Raw genomic sequence first — 15,926 nt, 5'->3', positions numbered from 1 at the left:
ACCGCTAACGCTCGATCGCCATGGCAGAGATCACCCCCAACCACCCCGACTACGGCCTCAACCAGCAGGTCCGCCAAGGCGTGGCCGCGCTGGACGCCCAGCACGGCCGTCCGTTCGACCAGACCAGCGAACGCCTGACTGCCAGCCTGACCGTGCTCGCCCGCGAACAGGGCCTGCAGCAGGTCGACCATGTGCTGGTCAGCAACGCCACGGCCAACCAGCCGGCCGGGCACAGCATCTTCGTGGTGCAGGGCGACCCGGCCAATCCGGCGCACCTGCGCGCGATGATGTCGACCGCTGTGGCGGCGCAGACGCCGGTGGAGCAATCGATGCAGAAGCTGGGGCTGGGTATGCCGCAGCAGGTCGAGGCTCAGGCGCAGGAGATGCAGAATCCCGCGCCGCGGATGGGGTAAGCAGGCGCGGAGGCTGTTTTGGCGCCCGGCTACTGAAACCGGAGGGTGTACAACCCCTCGCGCTTCAGGACGTCCTTCGCTTTACGCACGTATTCCATCACATCCAATTCGTAAGTCTGCAGGAACTGCTTTTCATTCCTCTCCGGAAGCAACCTTCTTGTCTGTGCCAGAAGGAATGCCTCGTGATCCTTCTTGATGTTCATGGAGGCCACCGCTCCATGCACCTTCAGCAGCTCCAGCACGCACACATGGAAAACCTGTGGCCTGCATTCTGAGATGAACTCCTCAATGGACATCTTCGGGTCGACGAAGTACGGCTTGAACCGTTTGAAGAGTCCCTTCCTTGCGCCGTCCTCCAGATTCTTGATGTAGGCATCCAGCGGAACGTCGATGTTGGAGAGGTCATGGATGTACTGGTTCCTGATCTCTGCAACGGCCTTGAACATCGATTTCTGTTCGCTGTCGATGATGTTCATCTTGCGCAGAAAGTTGATCCTCACTTCCTGCGGAAGATTGCTGATCACTTCGAGTATCAGCGGCTCGCGCAGGGCATCGACGACAGCCCGCGTGAAGACCGCCTCGACGAGCTGCGCCAGCTTCGAGATGAAGCTCCACGAGTCCTCCTCTTTGTAGAGTGCCACGGCGAATCCCTTCGGTATCGCCAACTCTTTGTTCAGCCTCTCAAATGCCAGCTCGACGAACGCGGTATACGTACTCATTGGATAAGCCTCCCCTGGAAGGCTGATGACGCTACATGTACTACCCCACCGCAACAAGCGGCCTCCCTGCTTTTGCAACACTTCCTAGTCCAGCGTCATGCAATCCGCATCAATAGAAAAGGCCCGCTCCACGACCGACGGCCGAGGACGCGGGCCCGTTCAATCCAGCGCGAACGTTACAGCTGAATCCGCGCCACGCTCTCGTCAGCGCCCTTGTCGTCCTTCTCGCCGTTCTTGATGCTCACGAACAACACGTTGTTCTTCGCATCCAGCGCCAGGCTGTTCGGGTGGGTCGGCACCGTGTAGGTCGCCACCTTCTGGTAGCTGTCGCTGTTGTAGGCCGTCACCGTACCGGCTTCGCGATTGGTCACGTACAGGCGCTTGCGCGGTGCGTCCAGCAGGATGCCCAGCGGACCGGCATCGGTCGGGATGCTGGCCAGTTCCTTGCCGGTGCTGCGGTCGAGAACCAGCACGCGCTGGCCCGGGTGCTTGCTGACCAGGCCGCTGCTCTTGGCCTGGTAGCCACGCAGGAATTCCGAGCCCTGGTCGGTCACGAACAGGCGCTTGCCGGCCGGGTCCAGGGCGATGTTCATCGGCTGCTCGGCGGCGATCTTGTGCTGCGCCACCACCTTGTTCGAATCGGTACCCACCACCACCAGATCGGCCAGCAGGTTGCTGGTGTAGACGCGCTTGTTGGCCGCATCCAGCGCCAGGCCCGGCGCCTTGGCATTGCCCAGGCCATCAATGGTGTTGATCACCTTCAGCGTGTTCGTATCGATCACGAACAGCACGCTGCTCACGTCCGGCTGGCTGCTGTGGCCGGTCACGTACAGGCGGTTGGCGGCGCTGTCGACCACCAGCTCGCGCAGGTCGTGCGTGTAGGCGGCCTTGCCGTCCTTGCCGGTCTTCTTCTCCATCAGCTGGATGGTGCCGACGGCCTTGTTCTGCGCGGTGTCGACCACGGTCACCGACAGGTCCACGGTGTTGCCCACGTACAGGCGGTTGTGGGCGTCATCCAGCACCACGCCGAAGGCTTTGCGCTCCAGCGGAATACGGGTTTCCACGGCCAGCGTGGCCGGGTTCAGGCGCAGCACCTGAGCCGGGCCGGCGTCATCGCCGAAGCCACCGGACGAGGCCACGAACACGGCGTTCTGCTTCGGGCTGTAGGCCAGCTCGTACAGGCCCTTGGCCACGGCCTGGCGCTGCACAGAGGCGGTGGCACTGGCGGCGGGTGCGTTGTCGGCGAACGCGGAGGGCACGCCGAGGCTGAGCGAAACGGCAACGGCCAGGGCGGCCGAGCGGAAGAGAGGATTACGGAACATGCGAGCGTCCTTGAATGGGCACGGGAGGGTGTCCTGGCTCGCTGGGCCGTTCTACGACGGCCCGACCTGCATCTGTCTGCGCGGGGTGGGCTGGCTGGGTAGCGGGAGAATGGTAGCAGGTGGGGGGCGTGGCGTGCGCCGGCGCGCGTATGGCAGGCGTGCGGATTACTGCTCTTTCAAGCGCAGCGAATCGGCCACATCGGTCTTGGCCGCCACCTCGGTGGCGATGCTGGCGCGACGGTGCCCCGGGTCGTTGCGATCGCCCTGCACGATGAAGATGCTCTCGGCGGCATGACTGCTTTGGGTCGGCTGGCTGAGCAGCACGTGGTCCACCCGCGAAAGATTGTTCTGCTTGGCCAGCACCAGCAGGCTGGCGCTGATGCGCTGGCTGGCGGCATCGAACGGGCGGCCATGCGCGGCGTCCAGCTCAGCCACTTTCTGAATCAGCTGCGCGAACAGGCGATGGTCCGGATGCGAAGGGTCCAGCAGCGTGCCGGCCACTTCAATCGGCGTCGGCGGCGGCTCATCGCTGGCGCGGTCGCTCTGGCGATGGTGTTCGGCCTCGCGCTCGGGCATCGCATGGTGGGTTTCGGCATTCAGATCGCTGCCCGGGAACGGCGCAGCAATGCACTGGATTTCCGGCAGGTTGAACAGCACCGCGAACTCGCCCAGGTTGCTGCCGCCGTCCAGCGGCGCCGGCAGCGGATGCAGGCCAGCGTAGTGCAGCGCTGCCCAGACGAAATCGCTGCAGCGGTTGATGGTGGCCGGGCGATCCACATCGAATTCGAACTCGGCCGGTTCCTCGGCGAAATCACGCAGGCAACCGTAGTGCTCCTCGGTGATTTCCAGAGTGCGACTGTAATACGGGTCCAGATGCTCATCGGCATCGTCGTGGCGCACCTGCGCGTACTGCACGCCGGTGTGGGTATCGCCCAGCACCTGGCGCGGCGGTGCGAAGCCGTAGCTGTGGGCCTCGTCGTCTGCCGCCACCTGCAGGAACATATGGCCGCGCGGCGAGATGCCTCCGCTATTCAGCGGGGTGCCGGGTGCGGCCAGGTACAGCGTTGCGGTGTAGCGTGTTGCCTGCTCCATGCCTGTTCAGCCTTGATGGGTGCTGCGGTCCTGGCCGGATGATGGCATAGGTGGGATGGGGGGCAGGTGGAGAGGCCCAAGCTGCGGGATCGGCTTTCTGAATGTGTGAACCAGCATGCCCCCCCCCCCCCCCCCCCGCGGGGGGGGGGGTTGGGCCCCCCCCCCTATAGGGGCTGGCCCCCCCCCAGGGACTTGCTGATGAAAGACTCTTGGACGCACGTTCCTGACTTCAGATCGATGAGTTCCTGCGCTCTCCGTGACAATACTCATGTCGCTGGGAGTCGGATTCATCCTGCCCATTCAGCCACCTGGCAGATAGGCAGCCATTAAGAGCTGGACTGAACGAAACCGCGAAACTCAACTTTCGACCAACAAGGTCTTCCAGGGAAGAACCATGCCTATCCGATTCATGCCAGTCGAGAACACCGCGTTTGACCCGGAAAGCGGTGTGACCATTTCCTTCCCGAGAATGCTGCCAGCAACCGGGCGAGATGGGAGCGACGAGATTGAGTACCAATACATGTTCCGTCGCAATGAAAATCAAGTTGGCGCGACAGGATTCTTTGGCACCAGGCAGGTCGTCGAACAGCATGGACGTCGCGAAGTTCGCTACACGCTGGAATTGAGTCCGCACCAGGTTCTCGAGTCCATCCTTAGGCTGCAGAAGACATTGGGAAACTCCGAGGAAAAGTACTCCTTCATCTGCAGTGTTGCGGAGGGGCTCGTGAATGTATTTTCCGGCCAGGTCAACAACCCGGAGAGTCGCCGCTATGTGGCCTTGGCCAAGGTTGATGAGCTGGTCCGGCTGGGAGCGTCACCACCTGAGAGCTATACGGACTTGCCGAATGACTGGGTCATTCTTGCAGAGCTTCACGTTCCTGCCGGTGTTCCTTGAGGTGATACGCGGTGCCTACGTTCTCGTTTGATGACTTTGCGCTTACGACGTTGAATCCCGCAACGAATGCGGGGGACGGCAGCCTGCTATCTGACCAACAGAAGGCAGTCGTTCTTGACTACCTGAAATCCCCGGGCTCGGGACCCGACACGCTTACAAGCTACGAGGATTTTCTCAAGCAGAAGATTGCTAGTCATCCGCCGAAGCTTCCGCCAAGCATTGATTACGTCGCTTTCTCAGGGAAGGACCGAGCTGGCGCCTCCAACTTCCTGAGTGCCGTCGCGTATGTGGAAGACGCGGACTACAAAGCTGGGATTATTGGCAACACGCCATGGGGAAAATACATCACCGATGCCGGAGATCGCCCCTCCCAGCACCCAGACTTCCTAGCGATTACGGATAAGTTTGAGAGCTTCATGAAGACCCAGGGCTTCGTTCCCTTGGGCGATTACAAAGGCGCGCTCCAGGACATGATGTGGAACGCCGGCAGTTCCCAGTTCCTCGAAAACGCCATCTCCACAGGCAAGCCGCTTGTCGCCTTCGTAGATGGGGCGCCCGCCAATCGTGGGTTCAGCAACTTCGAACTGCCCACCGCGCTCGAACACCCGCAACTCCGCATCAACGGCTACCCCATAAGCGCCTTCGGGCCCGAGCCACTGGCCTTCGCAAGCCAGTCCGCCGCTGAGTACCAGGCGCTTGAGCGCAGCCTCGCGCAGCATGCCACCACCAACAGCGCACACCCCGTCGACGTCGCGCAGGTGCGCCTGCATCTCAAACCCATCGATGGCTATGACGCTGTCAGCAAGACGCTCTTCGAACGACCGCTGCACGACTACAGCGCATTGAACCTGAGCGAGATGTCGACCACCCGCGCGAACTGGGTCGCAGCGCATGCCAACCTGGGCAAAGGGCCACGCCTGTTCGCTGATCTGCCCGAACCACCATCACACGCGCCCCTGCAGCCGGGAGCTCCACGCGGCCCTCCCCAAGCGGCAGCCGTTGCCGAAGCAGTGGCCGACGTTGCACCGCATGGCATGCACGCCGGAATCAACCCTGCCATCAAGGTTGCCGGCGTTGCGGGTGTCGCCCTGTTGGCGCACGACTTCGCCACCTCCGGGCACAAGTGGATTGAACTGAACTCGCAGGGCAATGCCGCAGGCGCAGGTTCCACCGCTGCACACTTCGTCGGCCGCAACGTCGGCGGCGCAGTGGGTGGCTTTCTTGGCGGCGCTGGTGTCGGCTTCGCTTCGGGCTCGTGGACAGGGCCCGGCGCCATTGCGACGGGTATCGGTGGCGGCGTTCTGGGTGCGTACCTCGGCGAACGCTGGGCCGAGCAGAAGGACATCGAACGCGTCTACTCCCAGGTTGACCCGATGGGACGCACCTGGACACGCGACCCGGCCGACCCCAATGGGCGATGGCTGCGAGCCGGTGAACAGCAGCAGGTCCAGAGCAGCGACCTCGGCACCGGCGTAGAAGTCCGCCCGGTGCAGACGGCACAGGGTGACGACGTCACCTTCCGCACCAACTACGTTGCCACCGGCACATTGGAGCGCCAGTTGAACTGGCAGGCGGCTCGGGCCTCGTATGAGTTGGGCCTGTCGAACCCGCCACCACCACAGAACCCCTACCGGGTGAACGCCAATGGCTTGGCCGAGCCTGCGCAAGGTGCCTTCGAAACCGATCGCGCCTTTGTACGCGATTCCAGCTCGGGGCAATGGGAACTGGAAATCAAGGAGATGGTGGATGGGCGAGTGCCCAACAGCCGCCACCTGCCGGTCTCTGCGGAGCAGGCACAGGCGCTCGATGAACAGTCACGCACGGTCATCGCCCAGAACGCGTCAAACACCAAAGCCGCGATGGCTGCGCGCTACATGGTTGCCCACGAGCAAGGGCGATGGAACGACTTCGGCGACGCAAACAATCCATCTGTTCCCCGCGCCATCCAGGATGCGGAAGCCAGCGCCAACACGCTGAACGCGAGCGACGGCAGCGCCTACACACGGCAGGCGGACGGCAAATGGGTCAGCAAGGGCATGATCTTTGACAGCACCGCCAACCGGAACCTGAGCGACGAACTGGAGATCACCTGGCAAAGCCAGAATGAAGGTATCGCCGGGCTGCACGACATCGCCACACAGCTGAAAGACACCGCGCAGGTTGCACCCGAGGGCATTCGCGGCCAGGTAGATGCGCTGTATGCAAGGCATGGCATCGAACTGACCGAGCAGCAGCTTGCGGCGACAGCCGTCGCTGTGGAGCAGACGCTGAACCTGCAAGGCAGAACAGCCGACGTGGTTCTGGAACTGATGCCAGACCCACGTACCCACGCGCCCGGCCCAGATAGCGCCATCGCCACTTTCGGTGACGCGGGCGGCAACCGGATGGTGCTCACCGGCACCACCACCATTGAAGATATTGCGCGCGCTCAATCGCAGCTTCGGCCCGAAACTTCGCTGGCAGCCCAAGGCGCTACGCCTGCGGATCAGGCGACGACGCCCGACGTGCCCGAGCTACGCATTGCTGCGTTGACTGCCAAGGAGCAGGACGCACATCAGCAAGCCTTGCAGGAGGCCAATCGCCAAGGCAGTGCGACGGTGGATGCGCATCAAGCAGCGTCCGCGGCCGTGCTGCAGACGCGAGGGGTGACGATTGACCCGGTTGAGGCACTGAAGGTCGACACTGACCCGCAACGAGGTGCGGCAACCAACGCTGCCATTGAACCAAGTCGCGATCCAGCTCCGGCGCCCACTCCTGTCATCGCGGCGCCCTCCGTGAAGATTGTTGAGCCAGAGCGCACGCGTCCTTCGCGTGAGAGTGAGCAACGAGTCGAGAGTCGCTCTGAACGGCAAGCCGATTCGGCGCAGCGCACAGAAGAAGCTGCCCAGCGGGATGCTCGGAAGGACGAAGCAGTACCAACCGCACCGGTGGTGAATCCTCAAAGTGCATCGCAGCATGAACCGAATGCAGAGCAGGCCCGTCAGGAGCAGAACGCCTCGGTCGTAAGTACTGCGGCCAGTGCAGGCTCAGCCCAGCCAGCTCAGATGCAGGAGCCGAAGGCTGAGCCCCGCGTGCATCAGGGCAGTGTTGAGCCGCAGCAACTTACCGGCTCATTGCCTGCGCAGCCGACCACCTCTACGACTCAAGACGAAGCAGAGAAGCCGCTGCTGCCATCTAATGAGACCGAGCATGCGCCAGGGGTTACGCAGGACGTCGCGTTGGATCCCCCACTCCCGTCGCCACCGACGCGGGACAATCCAGGGCTGGAACCTGCAAACCCCCGAGCCGCTGACGTTGGCGGAGACGCTACCCATCAGGCAGCGCTTCCCTCCTTCCCTTCAGATGAGGACCGCGACCTCCCTGCGCATGTAACGCCGCCGTCTGCCACTCTGGCGGAAAGCAATCCAATGCAGCCCGGCCATCCCGATCACGCGCTCTATCAGCAGATCCGCGAGGGCGTGGAGGAGCTGGACGCCAAGCATGGCCGCAGCTTCGATGCGACGAGCGAAAGAATGACCGCAAGCCTACTGGTTCTGGCCAAGGACAATGATCTGTCCCACGTTGATCATGTGCTCGTAAGCAACGCCACGGCAACGCATCCCGCCGGCCATACCCTCTTCGTGGTGCAGGGCGAGGCGAACGATCCTGCCCATCTGCGCGCCTCCATGCTAACGGCAGAGGCTGCACAGACGCCTGTGGAGGAATCACTGCTGCAGTTTGATTCGGTCAGCAGGGAGGCGCAGCAGCGCGCACTGGCCAATCAGCAGGAGCAGCAACTGCAGGATGAGCGAGCACAGCAGGATATCCAGGTACGTGCGGCAAGCATTGGGTAAGGGTCAGGTTCGGATGGCCGCGGAACCGGCGGTTGTCCCGTGCTCGTCATTTCATGTCCAGATGGCAACAGCAGAAGCTACCCAGCAACGGCCCCCGTGCCGCCGAAGTAGGCTGTCAGCTAGCTCGGTTGCTTAGACTGTGCATCCGCATGGATGGCCCGGCGTTTCTCTTCATCGAAGAGCAGACAGTCCGCGTACGTCTCGTTGAGCCGCAGTACTTCCTTCTGCAAACCTGGGACGTCGGTCAGGATGGCGAGGTGCTGCCCCGCCATCATCGAAAGGTTGTTGCTCATCCGGATGACGTTGATCGCCAATGGCGCGGGGAAGCCATCGCGGCTCCGGCTCATCGCGTGCACTCCTGCGTGTACGAATGAATTCAGCGGAGCCCAGGCGTGGACCCTCAGCTCGATAAGGTGCGGGAGCAGATTGTCCAGTTCGGATACTTTCGCGAACGCATCCAGCATCTTCGACAGCATCGGCAACCCCTTTTCGCTCGTTCCAGTTTCCGGCGGCAGGGAGAGCAGCTCGACCTGATCGTCGGTTGCACAGTGCAGGATCCAGACGGAACGCGTGAAGGCCTCGTACTGGCAGCGCATCAACGCCATCGCAGAAGGCACCATGCCGGCCTGCAACAGCGTCCGAAGCGCCTCTGCATGCTCGAGGCTCAGCAATGCCGCGTCCATTGACGCCAGCAATCTGGGCGAGTCATCCGCAAGCGGGTGATCCACCGTGGAGAGGATCGCCTGGCGAAGCAGCGCGGATCGATTGAGCAGGTCTTCCATGACGATGACTCCGGATATCGGCGGGGGGAGCATATCCAGCGGAGGGAGCTGTCCGCCAGGGTGCATGTGGGACTGGTCCCGCGCTGTGAGACAGCTCCGGGCGATTCTCCCCTCCCCCACTGGAGGATGACCATGACCAAGATCGACCCCGCATGGCTGAATGCCTTCGACAAGGAGCTCCTCCACCTGTTCGCCATCGACCATAGCGATGCCGGTATGGATGAATGCCTGCTGGGCTGCTACGCAGACCTGCCGCCGCGCGAGGCGGCGTTGGCATTCGGCAGCGACTACGACCTGGAGCGCGACGATGTGCTGTGGCCACGGCCGGGCGCGCCTGTGTGATCCGCGCAGCAGTCCAGCACGCCGGCATTCAAGGCAGGCGATGCCAGGGGATGGCCGCTATGCTGGTAGCGCACCGGAATGGAAACCAAGTATGCCTCGTTTGAACACCCCCCTGGCACTGAACCTCGTTCTGATGCTGCTGGGCGCTACACCTGCCATGGCCATGGCGGCAGACCCGCAGGTTTCCACTGAAGTGTTTGTAGAGGCCGGTGACAACCCCTCCTTCAGGCTGCAGCAGGCACCTGCCATTGAGTATTCAACGGCCCCTGCCACGCCGCCCGATACCTTCCTGCAGGCTCCCATGGCGGTGCTGCTGGTTGCTCAACTGGATGAGCTGGGCCACGTTTCCAACGTGATGGTGGCGCGGTCCAGCGGGCTGCGGGAGATTGATCGTGCGGCCTTTACCGCAGTGGACCAGTGGCGCTTTGATCCGGTCGTGGTTGAGGGTGTCGCGCTGCATGCGCGGGTTCGGGTCCGTCTGACCTTCGCGCCCACGGCCGAGGCGCCGCCCGGCTGAGCCGCTGGTTTAATCTGTCGCGATTGGCACTAGGCCATGGCCCTAGCTGCGGGCATTCCTGCGCTTGGGGCCAATAGCGCCAAGCCCATCAAGACCGTTGCGGCGCAATCGCTTGCCGGCTTAACACCGTGTGCGACAATGCCGAAAGCGTCGGGGCTGGCAATCATCAGTCCTGTGGTTTCTTGGCATTTGGTTGCTGCACGGGTATCTCTTGGCGTGCCACCGGAAAAGGGTGGCGCGGGGTTCGAAAGCCCGTTCAGTAGCCTTGTGTTTTGCGCTTGTCAGCCGGCGTCACCTTGCGTGGCGCCGGCTGGCAATCCGTTCGCGTTCCATGGCGGGCGGTGCGTGGGGGTCTTCGGACCCACCGGCTTGGTTACTGTCCGGCTTTCGAACCACGCATCGTCCGCCGCCTTTAGGTGGCGCTGCTATCTGTCCTGTACGGAGCATTGCCATGAACACATCGGACTTCCGTTCCCTGCACGCGCAGTACGATCCGGTTGAGGCCGAGGCCGAGCGCGAACCTTCCGCCGATCCCAACGCCTTCGTCGCCACGCTGCATCGCATCGGAACCGGTGCAGCTGCGGATGGCCAGCCTTGGCCGGAGCGGCATCAGCTGCCTGGGCGTTGCCTTCAGCTGGCGGATGCGGATTGCGCGCTAGCCGGGCTGCGCGTGGTGGCCGAGCTGATGCTGGCTGCGGAGCGGACACGGCAGAACGGAGCGCCCGAGGAGTACCTCGGGGATCGGGTGATGGAAGGGTTGAAGATGGCGTGTATGGCGTTGACTGCGCAGGTGGCTGAGCGGTTGCAGGTGAGGGAGTAGCGCAGTTGGGCCTGGCTATCTGTCGCCTGGCTGCTGTTCACCCACTCGCTATCGGCGGACCGTTCGCCTTCTGGTCCATCCCCTATCTGCAGAGCGTCCAATGAAGCCTGTGATCTATGGCGCTGTGCTGCTGGCGGCGCTGTCTGCCACGATCGCCAGCCGACATGTGCCCAAGGCAAGCCTGGAACTGCGGACATTTCGGAAGGTGTCCGACGCTGAATTTGTTGTAATGCGCGAGGAAGCCGTTCGACCGGTGCGCGAGGGCCTAGTACAGCATGCGCGGTACTCGGGAGACCGATACTTCGAGGTCAGCTGTGACGGCATACTCGTGATGGTGGATAACTCATTGGAGCAGCTTGTAATCGTGCTGTATGCGAATAGGCAGATTGATGTTCCGTGCGTTGTGCCGCTGCTATCGCATTGGAGTGAGCGGATTGTGGCGGAGTAGTGGTCACTAGTCCTGAGTGCGTGAGCATGCTGGACGAGCTCCCGTCCGGCCTCACCCCCATGAACACCCACGACGCCAGTGATCTGGCCTTCCGGGCGAGTGAGATGCTCCCAACCCCGCCCATCTTCACGCTCATCTTCCTGCTCACGGGGTCGATGAAGTCTGGGTCGACCAAGCTCCATCAAGGCTCTGGCGGCCGCCTGCCCGGCTTGCGTTCTGCGGCCCAAAACAATCGGGCATGATGCCCCAGAAGCTGCCCCCTACGACTCAGGCATTCGGCAATCGCCCCTATCGCCATCCGGCGCCACTAAAGAATCAGCGATAGGGGCTTCCACCCTGGTATGATTCCGTCAGGCGTCGGGGGGCGCGGCTCAGACATTCAGAGTGGAGCACTGAACCCTGCGGCAGACAGATTGGGGCCGGCATCCTGGATCAAAAGCGACCTCCCTTTCTGAACGCGAAAATGAACTAGGGAATGGTCGTAGGCAGATGGATTTTTCACGGTTAACCGCTATCCAAGTCTCCACAGATTACTGTGCCGTCGCTGGCCAGGATCTCTATTCCCTTGCGTTCACTGGATATCCACTCCGAAAGACGATCACTCGCGACACTCGAGTCGAGTCGGATAGCGCATTCCCATACAACTGCCACGCGCCAGCTCATGTCCAGAAGCGACCTGACTACCGCCAGGTCGCGCTGTCGATTAGCGGAGAGTTTTGCATCCCAGAAGACTGCTCGTGTCTTCGGCAGTCTGAAAAGAGGGCAACCCTCATGGCGATGCCAGAAGCACCCGTGTACGAACACCGCAGCCTTCCATTTCGGAAGCACAAGGTCTGGCTTTCCGGCGAGACCCTTCGTATGAAGTCGAAAGCGGAAGCCGCGCGCCCAGAGATGCCTTCGGACAGTGACCTCCGGCTTAGTGTTCCTGGCCCTGATTCTTGACATCAGTGCTGATCGAACAGCCGGGCTCATCACATCAACCATCTAGCAGAGACTCCGTCTTGACCGCAGTACGTAAGCCCATCGGTGTAATTGATATCTTTGCCGGCCCCGGTGGCCTGGGCGAAGGGTTCAGCAGCTTCAAGCCCGAAGAAGGTGCCAAGTACCCCTTCGAACTCGCGGTATCCGCTGAAATGGAGAAGTCTGCGCATTCGACTCTCCGTCTCAGGGCCTTCTATCGCCTTCTCATCCGGCAGGAAGGCCAGGTCCCGCAAGAGTACTACGACTATCTGGATGAAATTGCGAAGGGCGACGCCCTTCCTCCGGCAGCACACTTCGGAAACGGTCGATGGAGCGACCTGTGGGCTGAAGCCGAGCGAGAGGCGCTCAACCTCACCCTGGGAGAAGAGCGGGACAATCAGGCTCTCTATTCACGGATCAACGAGGTCAAGGATCAGTACGAGAAGATGATCCTCATCGGAGGACCCCCGTGCCAGGCTTACTCCGTCGTAGGCCGGGCTCGCCAGCGGCATGTGGAGGGGTTCTCCTCAAAGGGCGACAAGAAGCATTTCCTCTACAAGCAATACCTGGGTCTTCTTGACGAGTTCTCACCCGCTGTCTTCATCATGGAGAACGTCAAGGGAATCCTGACTTCCAAGGTTGGCAACAAGGAGATGTTCGCTGCAATCATGCGCGATCTCTCCGACCCTGCTGCAGCCCTGAAAAGGGAAAAGAAGGGGGGGAAGAACGGGCATCGCTATGTGCTTCTTCCTATCCACGTTGAGGCGAATCAGAAGCGGACCAGCGAACTTGTCGCGGAGGATCCGTCTGCATTCATTATCAAGTGTGAGAACCACGGAATTCCACAGGCGAGACACCGGGTCATCATCATGGGTGTCCGGGAAGATCTTCTTCCCGATGGAATCGAGGACTTGCCCGGCCTCAATGCCGCAGAGCCGGTCAGTGTAAAGAAAGCCCTCGAGGGGCTTCCCAGGCTGAGAAGCGGACTGAGCCGCAAACAGGACGATCCCGAAGAATGGCGGAAAGCCATGGAATCGGAGAGGGATCGCCTGGTCAGGATTCTGGACAAATCCCATCCAGAGCTGATCGAGAAGCTCAGATCGATTGTTCCATCCGGCGGGCTTCCGCGCGGCTCGATCAAGTACACCCAGGAAAGCAACCCTTACGTCAAGCAGCTCAAGAGCGACTCGCAGCACTCCGTGCTCAACCATGAGACTCGGGGACACATGAAATCCGACCTCGGGCGCTACCTCTTCTGCGCGGCATTCGCGCGCGAGCACGACAGATCACCGACCAGCCGTGACTTCCCAAAGAAGCTCGCGCCTGATCACTTGAACTGGGAAAGCGGTTCGTTCTCGGATCGCTTCCGCGTTCAGCTCAAGGGCAAGCCTTCAAATACGGTGACCAGCCACCTTTCGAGAGATGGTCATGCGTTCATCCATTGGGATCCTCGCCAGTGCCGAAGTCTCACTGTCAGAGAGGCCGCTCGGTTGCAGTCGTTCCCGGACGACTATGTTTTCCTCGGCAATAGGACTCAACAGTTTGTACAGGTCGGAAATGCAGTTCCGCCTTTGATTGCCAGACAGATCGCCCGAGTGGTGTGGTCGATACTCAGCTAGGCAAAGGGTTCAACAGGGGGAACCAATGAATCAAGGGGAAATGGAGTCCCTGGGCTCTACAGGTACCCGGGCTGGCAGTGAAGCCAGCGCCGGGGACAAGCGGCAATCATCGCTGAAGCCGCTCCTTCGACTCGCCGCGCTTCGCGGCGATGCGGAGCATGTTCTGCGCTACCTTCAACTCGGGGGTGACGTAGAGGCACGCGACCGGCAGGGGCGGACACTACATATGCTTGCCGCTTCCAAAGGGCATCTGGATCTCTGCTGCCTGATTTCGGAGCATGCTCTCGAAGTTCAGCGGCTTGCAGTCGAGAAGGCTGACGACTCACCAGTCGCGCTGGACAGCCTCTGGAGCAATGAACGTAATGGTGAGGCCGAGGAATCTGCTCAAACGCGAGCCACTGATTCCACACAGAACTCCTCTCACGACGGTGCTGAATTCGAATCCGAGTTCTTTGCCACTTGGGAGGAAGAAGTTGCGACCGAAGCGCCGCTGGAGGATCCTTCGCTTCGATCGACAATACAGATTGTGCAGGAGGTGATTTCCAGGCACGTAATTGTCGATAACGATGAGGATTGGAATGGCCTGGCGAAGCTGCTCCCAAGTCACGCCGAAATTTCACTGGTCCGGGAGCTCAATCACAGCTCGACACATGGACTCTTCGAAGCGCTAGTTCATCGCGCCCAGATGGAGGGCAACTTCAATCCTCTTCACCTTGAGGTCATCTCCCGTGAGATTGAAGGCGATGAGAGGGGCGATGTATTTCGCCAGCTCACTGTCCTTATGGGCCAGATTGATGCCGTACCGGAAGACGATGATGAATGGCTACCTCCTCTGTATCTAGAACAGGATAGCGAACCAGCATCGGACAGCGATATCGGTGAACTGGAGCAGTTCATGCAGGATCTCGCGTCAATGACGAACGACCCCTACTTCCACTTCGCAAAGGTTGCCCAGTCGTCTGTCCTGCTTGACCGTACGGGCGAAGAGCGAATTGGGCTTCTGCTAGATTTGTCCCTCAAGGATGCGTATCGCGCCATCGCAGAGAGCCCGCATGCTGTCGCGTCGATAGCACGCCTAGCCACAGACTTTGAGCGGGGTCGCCTCTCAGTCGGCCAAATCAGCCACATCAGCAGCGAAGACGATGAGCGCGCCAGCGATCTTCTCGACGCCTCGGATGACGCCGATGATGATCCAGCCCCGGCCCGGCCCGTCAGCGGACCCAACCTGAGCGACATGCTGGAAAGCGCACGCTGCAGATGTTTCGCCTCCCAGGAAAATCCAGACAACCAAGGCCTTGCTAGGGATGCATTGGCCGCTGTATGTGCGCTGGAGCTGACCTCATCGACCGTTAAACGGTTTGACAAGGAGTTCAGGGCAGCTGGGTGCACAAGCGTACTACTGCGTAGAGCGGTGCAGCGTCTGTCGCGCCTTGAGCTCGAGATGTTCCATGCAAACGTTCGACTCGCAGTGCACGTGGCAGACAGCCACGCGTGGAGCACGCTGCCACGCATGGATCGCATTCAGGAGTGCCTGATAGGCCTGCTCAAGGCTATCGACAGATTCGATTACGCAAGGGGCAACAAATTCTCCACGTATGCGATGTGGTGGTTGAAACAGTCCGTTGGACGGGCCATCGGAGACACAGCGCGTGCCATAAGGTTACCCATACACGTCATGGAAAGGGTCAACAAGGTTTCAAAGGCAGTCAGAGTCCTCCGTGAAGACTCATTCGATGACGTGCGCGCCGAGGACATCGCAAAGGCCTGCGATCTATCAGTCGGGGATGTAGCAAAGTTGCTGAATGTGGCGCACGACGCGGTCTCTTGGGACCAGCAGGATGAGACAGCAGATTTGGTCCTCGCCACTCCAGATACCTTTCAGCCGCCTGAGGAATTCACTGATGGATATCTGCGTAGGCGAGCGATCGATGACTGCCTAGGTGCGCTTGGTTCAAGAGAAGCTGAAGTCATCCGACATCGGTTTGGATTGATCGACGGCAGCGACAAGACATTGGAGGAAGTTGGCCAGATCTTTGGCGTGACACGGGAACGCATACGTCAGATTGAATCCAAGGCACTAAGACTGATGCGCCATCCTTCGCGACGTCTCAGGGAGTTGGTCAATGGAAAGCCAGAGGCTGACGATGCAGCAGAACAGTAACGG

14 protein-coding genes are annotated in these 15,926 nt (G+C 61.1%); 9 read left to right on the top strand and 5 right to left on the bottom strand.

Translation table 11 applies throughout. The features are described 5' to 3' along the window. Window positions 1-20: 20 nt before the first annotated feature. Entirely contained in the window at window positions 21-413 is a 393-nt protein-coding gene (locus ACZK2G_RS02195; protein WP_478474564.1) for an XVIPCD domain-containing protein, read from the top strand. 29 nt (window positions 414-442) lie between these two features. On the opposite strand, the gene ACZK2G_RS02190 is transcribed toward ACZK2G_RS02195, so the two are convergent. From ACZK2G_RS02190 to ACZK2G_RS02180, 3 genes are all read right to left on the bottom strand, one after another. Continuing rightward, window positions 443-1,132 carry a hypothetical protein gene (locus tag ACZK2G_RS02190; protein ID WP_478474563.1) on the bottom strand — a complete coding sequence of 230 codons (690 nt, stop codon included), beginning with the start codon at window positions 1,130-1,132 and terminating at the stop codon, window positions 443-445. A gap of 176 nt (window positions 1,133-1,308) precedes the next feature. Next, complete coding sequence (locus tag ACZK2G_RS02185; protein ID WP_478474561.1) at window positions 1,309-2,454, bottom strand: YncE family protein; 1,146 nt, start codon at window positions 2,452-2,454, stop codon at window positions 1,309-1,311. A 165-nt stretch (window positions 2,455-2,619) separates the two neighbouring features. Next, the gene (locus tag ACZK2G_RS02180; protein WP_478474560.1) at window positions 2,620-3,546 is read right to left on the bottom strand and encodes an XVIPCD domain-containing protein; all 927 of its coding nucleotides are present in this window, start codon (window positions 3,544-3,546) and stop codon (window positions 2,620-2,622) included. A gap of 394 nt (window positions 3,547-3,940) precedes the next feature. On the opposite strand from ACZK2G_RS02180, the gene ACZK2G_RS02175 reads away from it, so the two are divergent. Together ACZK2G_RS02175 and ACZK2G_RS02170 are read left to right on the top strand one after the other, a co-directional pair. Then, a complete protein-coding gene (locus ACZK2G_RS02175) occupies window positions 3,941-4,441 on the top strand; it encodes a hypothetical protein (protein ID WP_478474559.1) in 501 nt (166 codons plus the stop codon). Window positions 4,442-4,452: 11 nt separating this feature from the next. Then, window positions 4,453-8,274 (top strand): XVIPCD domain-containing protein, encoded by a 3,822-nt coding sequence (locus ACZK2G_RS02170; RefSeq protein WP_478474558.1) that lies wholly within the window; start codon window positions 4,453-4,455, stop codon window positions 8,272-8,274. A 119-nt stretch (window positions 8,275-8,393) separates the two neighbouring features. Here ACZK2G_RS02170 and ACZK2G_RS02165 read toward each other — a convergent pair whose 3' ends face one another. Beyond that, window positions 8,394-9,056 carry a DUF6988 family protein gene (locus ACZK2G_RS02165; protein ID WP_478474555.1) on the bottom strand — a complete coding sequence of 221 codons (663 nt, stop codon included), beginning with the start codon at window positions 9,054-9,056 and terminating at the stop codon, window positions 8,394-8,396. Window positions 9,057-9,188: 132 nt separating this feature from the next. Between ACZK2G_RS02165 and ACZK2G_RS02160 the strand changes: the two genes are divergently transcribed. The 4 genes from ACZK2G_RS02160 (at window position 9,189) to ACZK2G_RS02145 (ending at window position 11,183) form a co-directional block, all read left to right on the top strand. Further along, on the top strand, window positions 9,189-9,398 hold the full coding sequence (locus ACZK2G_RS02160) for a hypothetical protein (RefSeq protein ID WP_478474554.1): 210 nt from the start codon (window positions 9,189-9,191) through the stop codon (window positions 9,396-9,398). A gap of 91 nt (window positions 9,399-9,489) precedes the next feature. Then, on the top strand, window positions 9,490-9,915 hold the full coding sequence (locus ACZK2G_RS02155; RefSeq protein ID WP_478474552.1) for a TonB family protein: 426 nt from the start codon (window positions 9,490-9,492) through the stop codon (window positions 9,913-9,915). 451 nt (window positions 9,916-10,366) lie between these two features. Then, window positions 10,367-10,735, top strand: a complete 369-nt coding sequence (locus ACZK2G_RS02150) for a hypothetical protein (protein WP_478474548.1) — start codon at window positions 10,367-10,369, stop codon at window positions 10,733-10,735. 100 nt (window positions 10,736-10,835) lie between these two features. Further along, the gene (locus tag ACZK2G_RS02145; RefSeq protein ID WP_478474547.1) at window positions 10,836-11,183 is read left to right on the top strand and encodes a hypothetical protein; all 348 of its coding nucleotides are present in this window, start codon (window positions 10,836-10,838) and stop codon (window positions 11,181-11,183) included. A gap of 504 nt (window positions 11,184-11,687) precedes the next feature. Here ACZK2G_RS02145 and ACZK2G_RS02140 read toward each other — a convergent pair. Next, window positions 11,688-12,128, bottom strand: a complete 441-nt coding sequence (locus tag ACZK2G_RS02140) for a very short patch repair endonuclease (RefSeq protein WP_478475551.1) — start codon at window positions 12,126-12,128, stop codon at window positions 11,688-11,690. Window positions 12,129-12,184: 56 nt separating this feature from the next. Here ACZK2G_RS02140 and ACZK2G_RS02135 point away from each other — a divergent pair, with 56 nt between their 5' ends. Together ACZK2G_RS02135 and ACZK2G_RS02130 are read left to right on the top strand one after the other, a co-directional pair. Next, the gene (locus ACZK2G_RS02135; protein ID WP_478474545.1) at window positions 12,185-13,762 is read left to right on the top strand and encodes a DNA cytosine methyltransferase; all 1,578 of its coding nucleotides are present in this window, start codon (window positions 12,185-12,187) and stop codon (window positions 13,760-13,762) included. A gap of 226 nt (window positions 13,763-13,988) precedes the next feature. Further along, window positions 13,989-15,923 (top strand): sigma-70 family RNA polymerase sigma factor, encoded by a 1,935-nt coding sequence (locus ACZK2G_RS02130; protein WP_478474544.1) that lies wholly within the window; start codon window positions 13,989-13,991, stop codon window positions 15,921-15,923. The last annotated feature ends 3 nt before the right edge of the window (window positions 15,924-15,926 follow it).

Source organism: Stenotrophomonas sp. 107298_Sma, from assembly GCF_056480345.1.
The sequence above is the reverse complement of the archived record's forward strand: the minus strand, read 5'-3'. Positions and strand labels throughout refer to the sequence as shown.

Excerpts from the sequence above, each read along its gene's own strand:
- ACZK2G_RS02175 (WP_478474559.1), top strand. The coding sequence starts at position 3,941 with ATGCCTATCCGATTCATGCCAGTCGAGAACACCGCGTTTGACCCGGAA.
- ACZK2G_RS02195 (WP_478474564.1), top strand. The coding sequence starts at position 21 with ATGGCAGAGATCACCCCCAACCACCCCGACTACGGCCTCAACCAGCAG.
- ACZK2G_RS02190 (WP_478474563.1), bottom strand. The coding sequence starts at position 1,132 with ATGAGTACGTATACCGCGTTCGTCGAGCTGGCATTTGAGAGGCTGAAC.
- ACZK2G_RS02185 (WP_478474561.1), bottom strand. The coding sequence starts at position 2,454 with ATGTTCCGTAATCCTCTCTTCCGCTCGGCCGCCCTGGCCGTTGCCGTT.
- ACZK2G_RS02165 (WP_478474555.1), bottom strand. The coding sequence starts at position 9,056 with ATGGAAGACCTGCTCAATCGATCCGCGCTGCTTCGCCAGGCGATCCTC.
- ACZK2G_RS02155 (WP_478474552.1), top strand. The coding sequence starts at position 9,490 with ATGCCTCGTTTGAACACCCCCCTGGCACTGAACCTCGTTCTGATGCTG.
- ACZK2G_RS02130 (WP_478474544.1), top strand. The coding sequence starts at position 13,989 with ATGCTTGCCGCTTCCAAAGGGCATCTGGATCTCTGCTGCCTGATTTCG.
- ACZK2G_RS02140 (WP_478475551.1), bottom strand. The coding sequence starts at position 12,128 with ATGTCAAGAATCAGGGCCAGGAACACTAAGCCGGAGGTCACTGTCCGA.
- ACZK2G_RS02180 (WP_478474560.1), bottom strand. The coding sequence starts at position 3,546 with ATGGAGCAGGCAACACGCTACACCGCAACGCTGTACCTGGCCGCACCC.
- ACZK2G_RS02150 (WP_478474548.1), top strand. The coding sequence starts at position 10,367 with ATGAACACATCGGACTTCCGTTCCCTGCACGCGCAGTACGATCCGGTT.
- ACZK2G_RS02145 (WP_478474547.1), top strand. The coding sequence starts at position 10,836 with ATGAAGCCTGTGATCTATGGCGCTGTGCTGCTGGCGGCGCTGTCTGCC.
- ACZK2G_RS02160 (WP_478474554.1), top strand. The coding sequence starts at position 9,189 with ATGACCAAGATCGACCCCGCATGGCTGAATGCCTTCGACAAGGAGCTC.